The sequence below is a fragment of the Sphingomonas sp. 179-I 2A4 NHS genome (genome assembly GCF_045369135.1).
Taxonomy (GTDB): Bacteria; Pseudomonadota; Alphaproteobacteria; order Sphingomonadales; family Sphingomonadaceae; genus Sphingomonas.
This window is the reverse complement of record NZ_JBIQFL010000002.1, coordinates 529,534-544,181: the sequence shown is the minus strand read 5'-3', so window position 1 is coordinate 544,181 and position 14,648 is coordinate 529,534. Positions and strand designations below refer to the sequence as shown.

Sequence of the window (14,648 nt, the reverse complement as noted above, 5' to 3'; positions counted from 1 at the left end):
CGTTAACGCGATGGCAGCAAATCGCGTTAACCAATGCTCGCTTGACGCCGAGTCCACGCCGCGGCGACCATCGCGTGCGAAAAGGGGGAATCAATGGGGGTCATGGTTAAAACGCGGGTACGCAGTGCAAAGGCCGAGCCGGCAGCGGCTCCGGTCGCGCCGCTGCCGCTGGACGAGATCCTCATGGGGGATTGCATCGCGCACATGCGCGCGCTGCCGGCGAAGTCGGTCGACATGATCTTCGCCGATCCGCCCTACAATCTGCAGCTGGGAGGCGAGCTGTTCCGCCCCGACGGCAGCCACGTCGATGCCGTGACGGACGAATGGGACAAGTTCGATACCTTCGCCGCCTATGATGCGTTCACCCGCGCCTGGCTGGCCGAGGCGCACCGCATCCTCAAGGACGACGGCACGATCTGGGTGATCGGCAGCTATCACAACATCTTCCGCGTCGGCGTGGCGGTGCAGGATCTGGGCTATTGGATCCTCAACGACATCGTCTGGCGCAAGAACAACCCGATGCCCAATTTCCGCGGCACGCGGTTCACCAACGCGCACGAAACGCTCATCTGGGCGTCGAAGGGCGAGAAGGCGAAATACACCTTCAACTACCGCTCGATGAAGACGCTGAACGACGAAATCCAGATGCGCTCGGACTGGGAATTCCCGATCTGCGGCGGTCAGGAACGGCTGAAGGACGCCGCCGGCCACAAGGTGCACCCGACGCAGAAGCCCGAAGCGCTGCTGTACCGCATCCTCCTCGCCTGCACGAAGCCGGGCGACGTGGTGCTCGATCCGTTCTTCGGCACCGGCACCACCGGCGCGGTGGCCAAGCGCCTCGGCCGCCACTGGATCGGGATCGAGCGCGAGACGGATTACATCGACGCCGCTCGCCAGCGGATCACGGCCGCGCTGCCGCTCGACGAATCGGCGCTCACCACGATGCAGAGCCCGCGCCAGCAGCCCAAGGTCGCGTTCGGCGTGCTGGTGGAGAATGATTATCTCCCCGCCGGCAGCGTGGTGACCGATGCGAAGCGCCGCTTCCGCGCCACCGTCCGCGCCGACGGCAGCCTCGCCAGCGATTGCGGCGCGGCAGGCTCGATCCACAAGCTCGGCGCGACGCTGCAGGGCGCGCCGGCGTGCAACGGCTGGACGTTCTGGCATTACGAGGCGGACGGCGCGCTGAAGCCGATCGACGCGCTCCGCCAGACATACTTGCTGGCGACGCAGATCTAATTGCGTGCGGCGCGGGCCGCGCTGCGCCAAGGGGCCGATATGCACCTGCGCCCGATCCAGTTCGTCGACGCCCCCTTCGCCTATCCCGACGGGGCCGTCGCGCGCCTCGCCGGCGGCATGCAGTGGTTCGCCGCCTATGAGGTGATCGAGCACGGCGCCAGGCGCGTCGTGCCGGTCGCCGAGGTAGCCGCGCTCGGCGAGCGCGCCGCGCTGCTCCACGCCCGCATCACCGCCCCGCGCCCCGCCCTCGCGCTCGGCGAGCGTACCTTGCGCTTCGACCAGCCGCTCGTCGCCGGCATCCTCAACATGACGCCGGACAGCTTCTCCGACGGCGGCGCCACGCGCGACGATCCCGCCGCCGCCGCCACCGCCGGCATGATCATGGCCGAAAACGGCGCCGCGATGATCGACGTCGGCGGCGAATCGACCCGCCCCGGGGCTGCGCTCGTGTGGGAAGAGGATGAGGCGAAGCGCGTCACCCCTGTCATCGAGCGGCTGATCGCCGCCGGCGCGCTCGTCTCGATCGACACGCGCAAGGCGCTGGTCATGGATCGGGCGCTCGCCGCCGGCGCGCAGATCGTGAACGACGTGTCCGCATTGCTGTGGGACGAGCGTGCGGTCCAGGTAGTCGTGCGCGCCGGCTGCCCGGTGATCCTGATGCACTCGCCCGATCCCGCCAAGGGTCCGCACGGCGGCACCGGCTATCGCAACGTCGTCACCGAGGTGTTCGACTGGCTCGAGGCACGCGTCGAGGCGGTGGTCGCGGCCGGGGTCGATCGGTCGCACATCATCGTCGATCCGGGCATCGGGTTCGGCAAGTCGCTGCAGGACAATCTCGCGCTGATCAACGACCTCGCCATCTTCCACGGCCTCGGCTGCCCGATCATGCTCGGCGCCAGTCGCAAGCGCCTGATCGGCGCGCTGTCGAACGAGGCGCCGGTCGGCGAGCGGCTCGGCGGCTCGGTCGCGCTGGCGCTGAAGGGGGCGGAAGCCGGCGTCCAGCTCTTGCGCGTCCATGACGTCAGGGAAACGGTGCAGGCGCTGCGCGTGTGGCGCGGGCTGCGCGACCGGGCGTTCGTGGGATGACCGCCCTTCGCCCGGTGCGCGGCTGATGTGCGTCGTCGCCCTTGCGCTCGCCGCCGATCCGCGCTGGCCGCTGGTGGTGGTGGGCAACCGCGATGAGTTCCACGCCCGCCCCGCCGCCCCGCTGGCGCGATGGGATGACGCGCCGCACATCCTCGCCGGGCGCGATCTCATGTCCGGCGGCGGCTGGATCGGGGTGTCCGAGGAAGGCCGCTTCGCCGTGCTGACCAACGTCGCCGGCCATCCGCGTGGGCCCAATGCGCCCACCCGCGGCGCATTGGTGGCCGATTACCTGGGCGACGGCAGCCTGCCCGCCGACGACAGCCTCGCCGCATTCGGCGGGTTCAGCCTGATCACCAGCGACCGGCATGGCGCCCAGTTCCGCACCAACCAGCCGGCCCCGCTGCACCGCGCGCTCGAGCCCGGGCTGCACGGCATCTCGAACGGCCCGCTCGATCCGCCCTCGCCGCGCACCCGCACGCTCACCGCCGCGCTCGGCGAATGGCTGGACCACGCCCGCCCCGTGGAGGCGCTGCTCGCTCTCCTCGCGGACGAGGCGCCCGCCGTCCCCGGCGAGCGCCCCGTGTTCATCCGTGACAGCGTCTATGGCACCCGCTGCAGCACGGTCGTGGCCGTGGATGCCGCCGGCGCCGGCATCATCATCGAGCGCCGCTTCGGCCCCTCCGGCGTGCCGGAGGGGGAAACCAGCCTCAGCTTCCGCTGGCCGTAGCCTTCCCTTCCAGGCTGTGGCGGCGGCCATAAAGGAAGTAGATCGACAGGCCGACGAGGTTCCAGATCACGAAGCGAACCATCGTCGACGAGGGCAGGCTGAACAGCAGATAGAGGCAGCCGACGATCGCCAGCGTGCCTACCAGATAAGGCTGCGGACAGCGGAACAGGCGCGGCGCATCCGGCGCCCGCTTGCGCAGCACCATCAGGCACGCGCCAACCGCGATGAACGCCAGCAGCGTGCCGGCGTTGGCCAGCTCGGCGATTTCATCGAGCCGGAACAGGCCGGCGACGATCGCGATCGACGCACCCGTCACCAGCGTGATCAGCGTCGGCGCGCCGGTCCGCGGGCTGACGCTCGCCAGCCGACGCGGCAGCAGGCCGTCACGCGCCATGGTGAAGAACACGCGGCTCTGGCCGTACATCATCACAAGGATCACTGACGGCAGCGCGATGACCGCGGCCAGCGCGATCAGATAAGCCGCCATTGGCTTGTCCAGCGCACGCAGCACCAGCGCCAGCGGCTCGGGCGAATTGGCGAGGCTGAGGAACGGCAGCGCGCCGATCGCCGCCACCGCCACCAGCATGTAGATCAGCGTGCAGACCAGCATCGATCCGACGATGCCGATCGTCAGGTCGCGCCCCGGGTTCTTCGCTTCCTCGGCGGACGTCGCCACCGCGTCAAAGCCATAGAAGGCGAAGAACACGATCGCCGCCGCCGCCATCACGCCGCGCTTCTCGCCGCCGGTTTCCACCGAACCGAAGCCATAGGGCATGAACGGCGAGAGGTTGTCGGCGTTGAACGCCGGCAGCGCGAAGGCGATGAACACCGCCAGCGCGGTCAGCTTGATCACCACCAGCACGATGTTGAGCGTGGCGCTTTCCCGCGTACCGGCGATCAGCAGGCCCATGACGCTCAGTGCCACCAGCACCGCGGGCAGGTTCACGATCCCGCCAGCGTGCGGTCCGCTCAGCAAGGCGGCGGGCAAGACAACGCCGGCAGACTGGATCCACCCGACGAGATAGCCCGACCAGCCGACCGCCACGGTCGCGCAGGCCAGCGAATATTCCAGGATCAGGCTCCAGCCGACGATCCACGCCAGCGCCTCGCCAAGCGCGGCATAGCTGAACGTATAGGCGCTTCCCGCCGCCGGGATCATCGTCGCCAGTTCGGCATAGGCAAGCGCGGCGCAGGCGCAGACGGCGCCGGCGATCACGAAGGCCAGGATCACCGCCGGCCCGGCGCGCTCCGCGCCGACGCCGATCAGCGTGTAGATGCCGGTACCCACGATCGCGCCTACCCCCAGCGCGATCAGGTGCGGCCAGGACAAGGTCTTGGCGAGTGTCTGTCCCGCTTGATGCTGTGTGACAGACTCCAACGACTTACGCGGACCGAACATTCATTTCCCCCTTTGACGGCGGCGGACCGTGCCGTGTGATCGCGGATCAGGCAACACTGCTGTAGCATAAGGCCGCTTCCCGATTGCGGCCGATGCCCGCTGCGTGGCATAACAGTCGTTACGCAAGAACCGGGGAAGATCGCCATGTCCACCGCCGTCCTGCCGATGCCGAGTCGATTCTCGATCATCACCATCGCTGCTCCCGGGGTGGAAGCGCCCGCCTGGAACGCGCGGCTGCGCTGGCCCAGCTTCGGCGACGATCATGTCGCGCTCGATCATGAAGGCCGCCGGTCGATCTGGGCCGCGCAGCTCGATGCGGCGGTGATGCGGGCCGATCGCGCCGTGGTGCTGGTGGCGGAAGGGATCGGCTGTCACGCCGCTTCCTGGTGGGCACGCCTCACCCCGCGCAGCTATGTCTCGCGCGTGGCCGGCGCGCTGATGTTCGATCCCCCGGCGGAAGGCGCGCGCGATCGCGAGGCTTTCGCCTCGCCCGCCGTGGCCCTGCCCTTCCCCTCGCTGGTCCTGGCCGGGGAGCGCGCCACGCTGCCCGAAGGCGCGATCGACAGCTGGGGCAGCCGGCTGATCGACGGCCATCGTCAGCGCGAGGGGGATCTTCGCCCGTGGCGCAGCGCGCAGCGCCTGATCGAACGAGTCACCGCGCGGGTGATCGAGCGCGACGTCCAGCGCGTGCTCGCGCTTAACCCGGCCGCGCGGGACTGACATCGCTGGCGTCCGCTCTCTTCTGCGGGAAATGGACGCACGCGAAACGATCGAGACCGCACCTTCCTGTTGCCCTGCCCAGCGCCCCTCGCTAACCGCCGGAAATGGCGCTGGTCGGCATTATCATGGGCTCGACGTCCGATTGGGAAACCATGCGGCATGCAGCGGAGACGCTGGCCGCCCTCGACGTCGCTTACGAAACCCGCGTCGTATCGGCGCATCGCACCCCGCAACGGCTGTATGATTATGCCACCGGCGCGGCGGATCGCGGCCTGAAGGTGATCATCGCCGGCGCCGGCGGCGCCGCGCATCTGCCGGGCATGGCTGCCTCGATGACGCATCTGCCGGTGCTCGGCGTACCGGTCGAATCCAAGGCGCTGCAGGGCATGGATAGCCTGCTCTCGATCGTTCAGATGCCTGGCGGCATCCCGGTCGGCACGCTCGCCATCGGCAAGCCCGGCGCGATCAACGCCGGCCTCTTCGCCGCGTCGATCCTGGCAACCGGCGATGCTGCGCTGGCGGAGCGGCTCGTCGCCTGGCGCAAGGCGCAAACCGACAGCGTGGCGGAGTCGCCCGAATGACGCCGCTGCCCCCCGGCTCGACGATCGGCATCCTCGGTGGCGGCCAGCTGGGCCGGATGATCGCGACTGCCGCCGCCCAGCTCGGCTATCGCACCCATGTGCTGGCGCCGGACCGGGAAAGCGTTGCGGCGCAGACCGCCTCCTCGCTCACCCGCGCCGATTACCACAACCGCATCGTGCTCGCCGATTTCGCCGCGCAATGCGATGTCGTCACCTACGAGTTCGAGAATATCTCGGCCGGGCCGGTCGAATGGCTCGCTGATCGCGTGCCCGTCCATCCCTCTCCCGCCAGCCTGCGCGTGGCGCAGGATCGCCTCGCCGAAAAGCAGTTCGTTGCCGATGTCGGCGGCACGCCGGCGCGGTGGGCGGCGGTCGAATCGCGCGAGGCGCTCGACGCCGCCATTGCTGAAATCGGCACGCCCGCTGTGCTCAAGACGACGCGCATGGGCTATGACGGCAAGGGCCAGGTGCGGCTGCATTCGCCGGCCGATGCCGATGCCGCCTGGAGCGCGATCAACGGGCCCGCCGTGCTCGAGGCGTTCGTCGACTTCACCCATGAATTCTCGATCGTGCTGGTGCGCGATTGCGATGGGCGGATGGTCAGCTATCCGCCGCCGTGGAACGAGCATGAGGACGCGATCCTCGCCCGCTCCACCGTGCCCGCCCCGCCGCAGATCGCTTCGCTGTGGACCGAGGCTGCCGCGCTCACCGGCCGCATCGCCGATGCGCTCGGCCATGTCGGCGTGTTGACCTGCGAATATTTCGCCACGCCGAACGGCCCGATCTTCAACGAAATGGCGCCGCGGGTGCACAATTCCGGCCATTGGACGATCGAAGGTTCCGTTACCTCGCAGTTCGAGAACCATGTACGCGCCATTTGCGGCCTGCCGCTCGGCGATACGGCGCTTACCGGCACCGGCGTGGTGATGGAGAATCTCATCGGCGAACAGGCCGATCGCTGGGCCGACATCCTCGCCGAGCCGGGCGCGCATCTGCACCTCTACGGCAAGCGCGAGGTCCGCCCCGGCCGCAAGATGGGCCACGTCACCCGCATCCAGCGCGGCTAATCCCTGCCCGTAGGCGGTCCCCCGGGCCCAGACCCGGGGTCCCGCTTCTTCTGCGTGACGAGCGCGAACGCTCAGTCGATCATCGGCGCCATCCCCGGCTCGGCCTTCGCCATCGCGCGCTGATATGCCGGCCGCTCGGCAATCCGCTGGAGATACGCCCGCACATTGGGGAGTCCCGTCGGCGCCGCACCGCCAAAGGCGCGGGACGTCGTCAGCGTATAGACCATCATGATGTCCGCCAGGGTCAGGTTGCGGCCACCGAAGAACGGCACCTGCCCCAGCCGCCACTCCATCAGCTCGCGGCTGCGCTCGGCGCGCTGCCCGACGAAGCCCACCTTCGCCGGATCGCCGCCGCCAAGCGCGATCGCGGCCCCCATCATCTTGGTCGTCATGTAGGTCGCGTTCGACCAGTGAAACCAGAACAGGTGATCGGGATAGTCGGGATCATCCGGAGCCGGCGCGAGCCGCCCGTCGCCATAGCGCGTGTTGATGAACTCGCAGATCGCGGCGCTCTCGCCCAGCACCACGCCGTCCGCCTCTATAATCGGCGCGATGCCCATCGGGTGAAGCGCCTTGTAATCGTCCGGCGCCAGCCGGTTGTCGGCACGCCGATCGTATCGCTTCAGCTCGTAATCGAGGCCCAGTTCCTCGCACAGCCAGACGATTCGTTCCGATTGGGACAGGCCAAGGTGGTGAACGACGAGCATGGCCTTCCCTCCCGCGTGCGGCACGGATGGCCGCTGCCCGGCCAGTCATCGCCGAGCAAGCGGCGCTCCGCAAGCACCGCCGGCCGGTTAGTCGCGCCGCGACCCTGCGTTAGGCTGCTCGCCGACCTTCTCGTCGCCCAATTGGCCCGTGCCGTGGTAACCCTGCACGGATTGGCCGCCGGTGAAGTCGCCGGGCTTCTTGCCGGTATGCGGGTTGGGATAGGCGCCGCCCTGCGATTCGCCCTGCTTGTTCGGCGGCTCGGCATCGCTGGCGCTGGTCTTCCCGGCGCCCGCTGCGCCATCGGCCTGCATCGGCTCTTTCTCAGACATGTCGCGCTCCCGTGATTGTTGCACCCATCACCAACCATCGGCGCGCATGTTCGTGCCGTCGGTGCGCATCACCTGCCAATCGTCACCGGTATTCACCCATTTCCGACCGCGATTGACCGTCTTTCGCCGGCTCCTGCGGCCCGCCGTGCACGCGATCGAGGTAAAACCCGGCCAGCGTGTAATGCGCCTTCACCGCCTCCGGGCAGGACGCTTTCTGCGCCATCTCCAGCTCCTGCTCGGCCCGATCGTAATAATAATGCTGGTCGCTCATCACGGCACCGCTCCCGTCAACCGACTCATAAGGCTGACAAAGTTCACAGCAGAAATTCCGCCGCCGCTCACTCAACTGGGTTATGAAGCGCCAAGACACCGCGCATGCGCCGCAGTCATTTTGTCGCCGCTTCGTCGCGCCCCGCTCGCTCGACTCTGCGCGAAAGGTGCAAAAAGGCGGCTCATCACAGGAATTGAGGCCATGCGTGAAAGAGACAATGCCGAACGGCTGATGTGGCTGAACCTCGGGCTGCTCTTCGCAGTGTCGCTGGTCACACTTACCGGCGCCGTAGTGCTTTGAAGCCGGTGCCTGACTGCGACGGCATCCTTTGCGTTGCACTAACTTATTCTTTTTCCAAACGAATGCCGCATTCGCGCCACTAACGTGACCCAGCTTTTTCCATATTGAGCCGATCACGACGTGCAGCCAAACCTGTCTCGAGCAACGAACAAGCCGCGACCCGGGCCTGTAGCTGTACGGGCTACTGCTCGGCGGCCTTCCCCACTAACGCCCGCCGAGCGTTTTCCGGTCACCTGATCGCTCATGAGCGCTCCTTCCCTTGAAGGCCGGAGGGTGGAGATCTGGCGCGCCGGTGTCGCAGCACGCAGCAGCGAGGCCTACGCCAAGCCTTAGCCTCAGAGGTATGGCAGAGGTACAACTGCGTTCTTGATCCGCTTGTCCTGATCGCACTTTCCTCGTGTGGTTGGCGACGGTCGTCTGGCAGATGTTGCGCGGCGGTGATCCCTGCGGTTTCATCCTTGGCCCCTCGCTTTGAGGCACAAGTCTAGCGCGTCAGCCTGATGCGTCGCCGTCTACTCGCCGAGGTGTTGAACCTCGGCGATTTTCCAGCGCTTGCTGGAACCACGGAACCGCCTAACGTCCTGCGCTCCGCGAGCATCGGCCAAACGCTTCCTCCATAACGGACGTGATCCGGCGGCGGCTACGCCAAGATCATCGTAAAGCCACGTCCATCGGCATGATCGTCAGGGCCTGAGCCTGCAGTTCCATGCCTCGAATTCTTGAACGACGCGGGCAGGTGGATGCTACGAATGTTGGATACCGGTGGCGCAAGCACCGTCTGGGTGAGGCTGCCCTGCCCCGGCCCCCGCCGCGCCGCCGCATGAAGCGGCCATTGTGCTGATGATCGTCACTGTCCATCGCAAGCTCGCGCCGTTGGCACCGGCGTTCGGGCTCGGCGTGGGCATGCTTGCGCGGGTATCCGGGCAGGGCGTGGCGTTGATCGTCACTCTGGCGGCGGCGAGCTACCTCTCGCCCGAACAATTCGGCGTCTACGCGCTCGCCGCGGCGATGGTCACCATCATCCGCACGATGCTGTACGGCCCGACCTACCAATATGTGATGCAGACGCCGGAACTGCATCGCTACTCGAGCGAAACCCTCGTGCTGAAGGTGCTGACGGCGGCGGCCTGCTCCCTGGTGCCGATTGCGATCTTGTCTATCTGGCCGGAGCTGTTCGGCAGCCGTGACGTCCTCTGGTTGTTCCTGCTGATGGCGCCGTCGAACGTGTTGGGTGCGTTCGCCGCCTGGTCGGAAGCGCAACTGCTGCGCCGCGGGACGAGTATGGGATATTACACCTCCCTCGCGCTGGTCGAGATGTTCGGCGGCGCGGTAGCAGTCGCGATGTTCGCCGCCAGCTATGGTGTCATCGCGCTCGTCCCTATGGTCTATCTTCGCGCGGTCTTGCTGTTCGTCGCATTCAGCGCGCTCGCTCGTCCTGCCTTGTCCACCGGCTTCAGCGCGCCTCGCCTTGCGGAAGTGACGCGCTGGACGATGCCGCAATATGCGTCGTCCCTTACCGGGCTCTTCTCCAATTATGGCGCGGACTTCATCATCGGCGCCCTGCTCAGCCCAGCCGCCACCGGCATGTACCGCGCGGCCAGCCGCATCACCGCGGCCGTCTCTGATCTCTGCGCCCAGCCAATACGGCTCGTGGCGATCTCAAGTTTCGCGCGGCGGATCGCCGCGGGTCGGCCTGCGTCTGACGTTTGGCCAAAGATCGCTGCACTTTGCCTGTTCGTCGCGGTGCCGGCGCTGGGTGGTCTCGCTGCAGTTTGCGATTTGCTCCTGCCTACGTTGCTCGGGCCATCATGGGCCGGCCTCGCGACGATCGTTGCGATTCTCAGTCTGGGCCGGGTCGTGACCACGCTGTCCGGCGTGGCCACGCCATTCCTTGCGGCGGTCGGCCTGCATCGTCGGCTGCTGCCCGTCCAGCTCTCGGCTTCCGCCTGCCTTCTCGGTGGCTTGCTGGCGAGCGCAGATCACGGGATCGTCGCCGTGGCGGTCGTGGCAAGCGGTACCACGATGATCGCAGCGATCATCTACATTCTGATGGCCTATCGCGCTGCGCAAGGCGCTCGCTACCCTGCCGTCCGGCTTCTTCTGCTCTCCGCCGTGCCTGGCGTCGTTTCCACCGCGACTGCAGTGATTGTCTCGCGCTCCTCGATCGTCAGCGATGCGGCAACCTTGGGCGCCTTGTCGATCGCATCAGCTGTGATCGCCTGGTCTGTTTCGGTTGCGCTTTTGAAGGGGCGCCTCTCCCCGATCATGCACGTTCTGCGGGACGAGCGCGCCACGCCTCCACCGTCTGTCGGCCGTGCAGAGCCGCCCAGCGCCGACAATGCCGATTTCCACCGCGTGAGGCCCACCGCATGACGCTGTTCATCAACGGGAATAACTTGAACAACCCGTTCTGGGGTGTCTCGCGGGTGGCCTTCGAACTGGTTCGCTCGCTTGACCGAATCTTCGCCGAACCGGGCAAGATGAACCCGTTTGATGACGTTGTGTTGCTTGGCCGCACGCCCACCTCTCCGATCCCGTCTCTCAAGGCGATCCGCTACGAGCGTATCCGCGCGCCCAGTCTATATCTGTGGGAGAATGTTGCTCTGGCGCTGCGCACAAAAGGGCACCCGATCGTCGGCTTTCAGAATCGCAATCCGCTGTTCAAGCGCAATTGCGCCACGATGATCCACGGGCTGCAGGTCCTCACCCAGCCCTCCTCCTATTCCCTGCGTGCGCGGTGGGAAGGCCGGTTACTGCTGCCGATCATCGGGCGTCTGCACCGCACGATCCTCACCGTTTCGCGTTTTTCGGCGGACGAGATCGCCGCCCTCGGCGTTGCGAAGCGCGACAAGATCGATGTCGTCTACAATGGCATCGATCATTGCGAGGTTCGTTCAGGCGGTACAGCCAAGGCCGCCATCGATCCGCCGCTGCCGCCACGTGGCTACGTTCTTGCCCAAGCCAGCGTGAAACCGCACAAGAACATCGGCATTCTGCTTCAGGCCTTCGCTGATCCAGCTCTCGCTGATCTGACGCTCGTTTTGTTCGGCGGGGATGATCGCGCAGCCTTTGCGGCGGCAGGCCACTCCATTCCCTCGAACGTCGTGTTTGCCGGGCTAATCGGAGACAGCGCCCTTGCAGACCTTCTCCGCAACGCACTCTGCCTCGCCTTCCCATCTCTGACGGAAGGATTCGGGCTGCCGCCCCTGGAGGCTATGATGGCTGGAACTCCGGCGGTCGTCAGTGACCGCGGCGCCATCCCGGAGATATGCGGCGGAGGTGCCGCGATGATGTGCGACCCGACCGATGCTACCGCTTGGCGGGACGCGATTGCCGAACTTGCCCGCAACGAAGAACTTCGCGCACGCCATGTTGCGCTTGGCAAGGCGCGCGCCGAGACGTTCACTTGGGAGCGGGCCGGCCGCAGCCTGTACGACATCCTTGTCGCTCGTCATGGAGTTTGAGCGGCACAATTCCCCGCTACGGCATTGACCGGGCGCCGCGGCACACCTTCGCCGGCAGCGCTAGGTACTTTCCCCGAAGCACAGCCCCTGCCGCCGTGATAAATCCAGATCGTGGATCGGTCCGCTAAACGGGCTTCTTTAACGTGCGAGGGGTAAAGGTCGATGTTCGACTCGCTTGATGCCGTCATGCTCGCGCGGATCCAGTTTGCCTTCACTGTCAGCTTTCACTTTATCTTCCCTGCCTTCTCCATCGGCCTCGCGAGTTACTTGGCGGTGCTGGAAGGATTGTGGTTGCGGACCAGGCGGGAGGTGTACCTCGATCTGTTCCGCTTCTGGGTGAAGATCTTCGCCATCGCCTTTGCGATGGGTGTCGTCTCCGGCATCGTGATGTCCTATCAGTTCGGCACCAATTGGGCGGTCTTCTCGGACAAGGCCGGCCCCGTCATCGGGCCGCTGATGGCCTATGAGGTGCTTACCGCCTTCTTTCTCGAGGCAGGGTTCCTCGGCGTCATGCTGTTCGGGATGCAGAAGGTCGGCCGCACGCTGCATTTCTTCGCCACGCTGATGGTGGCGCTGGGTACGCTGATCTCCGCGATCTGGATCCTCAGCGTGAACAGCTGGATGCAGACCCCGGTGGGCTACGAGATGAATGCGGTCGGGCAGTTCGTGCCCGGGCCCGACTGGTTCACGATCATCTTCAATCCCAGCTTCCCCTATCGCCTGTTTCACACCACGCTCGCCGCCTATCTCACCACCGCCTTCGTGGTCGGCGGCGTCGGCGCGTGGCAATTGCTCAAGCAACGCGGCGGCCGGCTGATCGCGCTGCATGTGCGCACCGATCCCTCGGAATTGATCGCCGTGTCGCCGCGGTCGGAAGCGGCCGCGCGCAAGATGCTGTCGATGGCGATGTGGATGGCGACGATCGTCGCGCCGATCCAGATCATCGCCGGCGACATGCACGGCCTCAACACACTCCAACACCAGCCCGCCAAGGTGATGGCGATGGAAGGCCACTTCAAAAGCTACCCTGATGGCGCGCCCCTGATCCTCTTCGGCATTCCCAACTCGGCCGAGCAGCGGGTCGACTATGCTGTCGAGATACCCAGGGGCTCGTCGCTGATCCTGAAGCATGATCCCGATGCACCGCTTGCGGGGCTCGATACGGTGCCGCTCGATCGGCAGCCGCCCGTCGGCGTCGTCTTCTGGGCATTCCGCATCATGGTGACGATCGGCGTCGGGATGCTCGGGCTCGGCCTGTGGAGCCTATACGCGCGGTGGCGCCGCCGCCTGTACGACTGGCCATTGCTTCACCGGGCGGCAGTGATCATGGGGCCGTCCGGCTTCGTCGCGGTCATCGCCGGCTGGGTGACGACCGAGGTGGGGCGGCAGCCCTATACCATCTACGGCCTGCTCACGACGGCCCAAAGCGTGTCCCCGCTCGCGGCGCCCGCGGTGGCGTCATCGCTGATCGCCTTCATCATCGTCTATTTCGCGGTGTTCGGTTTCGGCACCTGGTACATCCTGCGCCTGATGAACAAGGGCGTCGAGGTTCACGAGCCCCGGCCCACCGAGGCATCCGGCCCGATCCGCACGGCGGGGATCACCCCGGGTCCGACCCAGCTGGCGGGGGCCTGAGCGATGGGCGTCAACGTCGACCTGACGATCGTCTGGGCGTTCATCATCGCCTTCGCCGTCTTCGCCTATGTGGTGATGGACGGGTTCGATCTGGGCATCGGCATCCTGTTCCCGACCTTCTCCGTGGGCGAGGAACGCGATCAGGCGATGAACGCGATCGCTCCGGTGTGGGACGGCAACGAAACGTGGCTGGTGCTTGGCGGCGGCGGCCTCTTCGCGGCCTTCCCGCTTGCCTATGGCGTGGTGATGACGGCGCTTTACCCGCCGATCATCGCGATGTTGCTGGGGCTCGTCTTCCGCGGCGTCGCGTTCGAGGCACGCTGGCGCGATCCGGCGCATCGCGCGGGGTGGGATTTCGCCTTCACCGCCGGATCGTTCGTGGCGGCCTTCTCGCAGGGCGTGATCCTCGGCGCATTGCTGCAGGGGGTGACGGTGTCGAACCGCGCCTATGCCGGCGAGTGGCTCGACTGGCTCAGCCCGTTCAGTCTCGTCACCGGCATCAGCGTCGTCTGCGGCTATGCGTTGCTCGGCGCCACATGGCTGATCTGGAAGACGGATGGGCGCACCCAGGCGCATGCCTGCCGCCTCGCCGGGCTCGCCTTCGGCGCGACGCTGGTCGCGATCGTCCTCGTCAGCCTGTCGACGCTGGGGCTCGATGCGGATTACCGCGAGAAGTGGCTCGGCACGCCGGCCATTTACGTGACATCGCAGGTGCCGCTGCTGAGCGCGATTGTCGCCTTTGCCTTTCACCGCTCGCTGAAGAAGCGGCGAGAGGTGCGGCCCTTCTTCCTGGCGCTCGCGCTTTTCCTGATGAGCTATATCGGGCTCGGGATCAGCATGTATCCCTATGTGGTGCCGGAAGCGCTCACCATCTGGGACGCCGCGGCGCCGGAGCGCAGCCAGGTCTTCATGCTGATCGGGGCAGGCGTACTGGTGCCGATCATCCTCGCCTACACCGCCTGGGCCTATTGGGTATTCCGCGGCAAGGTGGGGACGGAAGGATATCATTGATGCAGGAGGCGCCGCTCTGGCGGCGGCTCGGCTGGATGGCCCTGATCTGGGCCGCCAGCGTCGCCGCCGTCGGCGCGGTCGCCATGGTGATCCGCCTGTGGCTGAAGCCCTGAA

General features: G+C 66.6%; 15 protein-coding genes. 11 read left to right on the top strand and 4 right to left on the bottom strand.

Going from position 1 to position 14,648, the window contains the following annotated elements; all coding sequences use genetic code 11:
* Positions 1–93 precede the first annotated feature (93 nt).
* The 3 genes from ACH0CP_RS05780 to ACH0CP_RS05770 are packed head-to-tail and all read left to right on the top strand — an operon-like array spanning position 94 to position 3,049.
* Positions 94–1,236 (top strand): site-specific DNA-methyltransferase, encoded by a 1,143-nt coding sequence (locus tag ACH0CP_RS05780; protein WP_406875822.1) that lies wholly within the window; start codon positions 94–96, stop codon positions 1,234–1,236.
* A 39-nt stretch (positions 1,237–1,275) separates the two neighbouring features.
* Positions 1,276–2,322 (top strand): dihydropteroate synthase, encoded by a 1,047-nt coding sequence (gene folP, locus ACH0CP_RS05775; RefSeq protein ID WP_294441868.1) that lies wholly within the window; start codon positions 1,276–1,278, stop codon positions 2,320–2,322.
* A gap of 25 nt (positions 2,323–2,347) precedes the next feature.
* Positions 2,348–3,049: an NRDE family protein gene (locus ACH0CP_RS05770; RefSeq protein ID WP_294441869.1), complete on the top strand. Its 702-nt coding sequence runs from the start codon at positions 2,348–2,350 to the stop codon at positions 3,047–3,049.
* On the opposite strand, the gene ACH0CP_RS05765 is transcribed toward ACH0CP_RS05770, so the two are convergent.
* Positions 3,030–4,448, bottom strand: a complete 1,419-nt coding sequence (locus ACH0CP_RS05765) for an amino acid permease (RefSeq protein WP_294441870.1) — start codon at positions 4,446–4,448, stop codon at positions 3,030–3,032. The genes ACH0CP_RS05770 and ACH0CP_RS05765 overlap by 20 nt on opposite strands.
* A gap of 144 nt (positions 4,449–4,592) precedes the next feature.
* Between ACH0CP_RS05765 and ACH0CP_RS05760 the strand changes: the two genes are divergently transcribed.
* The 3 genes from ACH0CP_RS05760 to ACH0CP_RS05750 all read left to right on the top strand — a co-directional run bounded on the left by ACH0CP_RS05760 (position 4,593) and on the right by ACH0CP_RS05750 (position 6,816).
* Positions 4,593–5,168, top strand: coding sequence for an alpha/beta hydrolase (locus ACH0CP_RS05760; RefSeq protein ID WP_294441871.1), 576 nt, complete (start codon positions 4,593–4,595; stop codon positions 5,166–5,168).
* Between the two features lie 104 nt (positions 5,169–5,272).
* Positions 5,273–5,749, top strand: coding sequence for a 5-(carboxyamino)imidazole ribonucleotide mutase (gene purE, locus ACH0CP_RS05755; RefSeq protein WP_294441872.1), 477 nt, complete (start codon positions 5,273–5,275; stop codon positions 5,747–5,749).
* Positions 5,746–6,816 carry a 5-(carboxyamino)imidazole ribonucleotide synthase gene (locus ACH0CP_RS05750; protein WP_294441873.1) on the top strand — a complete coding sequence of 357 codons (1,071 nt, stop codon included), beginning with the start codon at positions 5,746–5,748 and terminating at the stop codon, positions 6,814–6,816. The genes purE and ACH0CP_RS05750 overlap by 4 nt, the downstream gene beginning before the upstream one ends.
* 71 nt (positions 6,817–6,887) lie before the next feature.
* Here ACH0CP_RS05750 and ACH0CP_RS05745 read toward each other — a convergent pair whose 3' ends face one another.
* From ACH0CP_RS05745 to ACH0CP_RS05735, 3 genes are all read right to left on the bottom strand, one after another.
* Complete coding sequence (locus ACH0CP_RS05745; RefSeq protein ID WP_294441874.1) at positions 6,888–7,523, bottom strand: glutathione S-transferase family protein; 636 nt, start codon at positions 7,521–7,523, stop codon at positions 6,888–6,890.
* A gap of 87 nt (positions 7,524–7,610) precedes the next feature.
* Positions 7,611–7,853: a hypothetical protein gene (locus ACH0CP_RS05740; RefSeq protein WP_294441875.1), complete on the bottom strand. Its 243-nt coding sequence runs from the start codon at positions 7,851–7,853 to the stop codon at positions 7,611–7,613.
* Positions 7,854–7,935: 82 nt separating this feature from the next.
* Positions 7,936–8,124 carry a hypothetical protein gene (locus tag ACH0CP_RS05735; protein WP_294441876.1) on the bottom strand — a complete coding sequence of 63 codons (189 nt, stop codon included), beginning with the start codon at positions 8,122–8,124 and terminating at the stop codon, positions 7,936–7,938.
* A gap of 1,140 nt (positions 8,125–9,264) precedes the next feature.
* Here ACH0CP_RS05735 and ACH0CP_RS05730 point away from each other — a divergent pair.
* From ACH0CP_RS05730 to ACH0CP_RS05710, 5 genes are all read left to right on the top strand, one after another.
* A complete protein-coding gene (locus ACH0CP_RS05730) occupies positions 9,265–10,797 on the top strand; it encodes an oligosaccharide flippase family protein (protein ID WP_294441877.1) in 1,533 nt (510 codons plus the stop codon).
* A complete protein-coding gene (locus tag ACH0CP_RS05725) occupies positions 10,794–11,888 on the top strand; it encodes a glycosyltransferase family 1 protein (RefSeq protein ID WP_294441878.1) in 1,095 nt (364 codons plus the stop codon). The genes ACH0CP_RS05730 and ACH0CP_RS05725 overlap by 4 nt, the downstream gene beginning before the upstream one ends.
* Positions 11,889–12,050: 162 nt before the next feature.
* The gene (locus ACH0CP_RS05720) at positions 12,051–13,523 is read left to right on the top strand and encodes a cytochrome ubiquinol oxidase subunit I (protein ID WP_294441879.1); all 1,473 of its coding nucleotides are present in this window, start codon (positions 12,051–12,053) and stop codon (positions 13,521–13,523) included.
* A 3-nt stretch (positions 13,524–13,526) separates the two neighbouring features.
* Positions 13,527–14,534, top strand: a complete 1,008-nt coding sequence (cydB, locus tag ACH0CP_RS05715) for a cytochrome d ubiquinol oxidase subunit II (RefSeq protein WP_294441880.1) — start codon at positions 13,527–13,529, stop codon at positions 14,532–14,534.
* A complete protein-coding gene (locus tag ACH0CP_RS05710; RefSeq protein WP_294441881.1) occupies positions 14,534–14,647 on the top strand; it encodes a DUF2474 family protein in 114 nt (37 codons plus the stop codon). The genes cydB and ACH0CP_RS05710 overlap by 1 nt, the downstream gene beginning before the upstream one ends.
* Position 14,648: the final 1 nt, after the last annotated feature.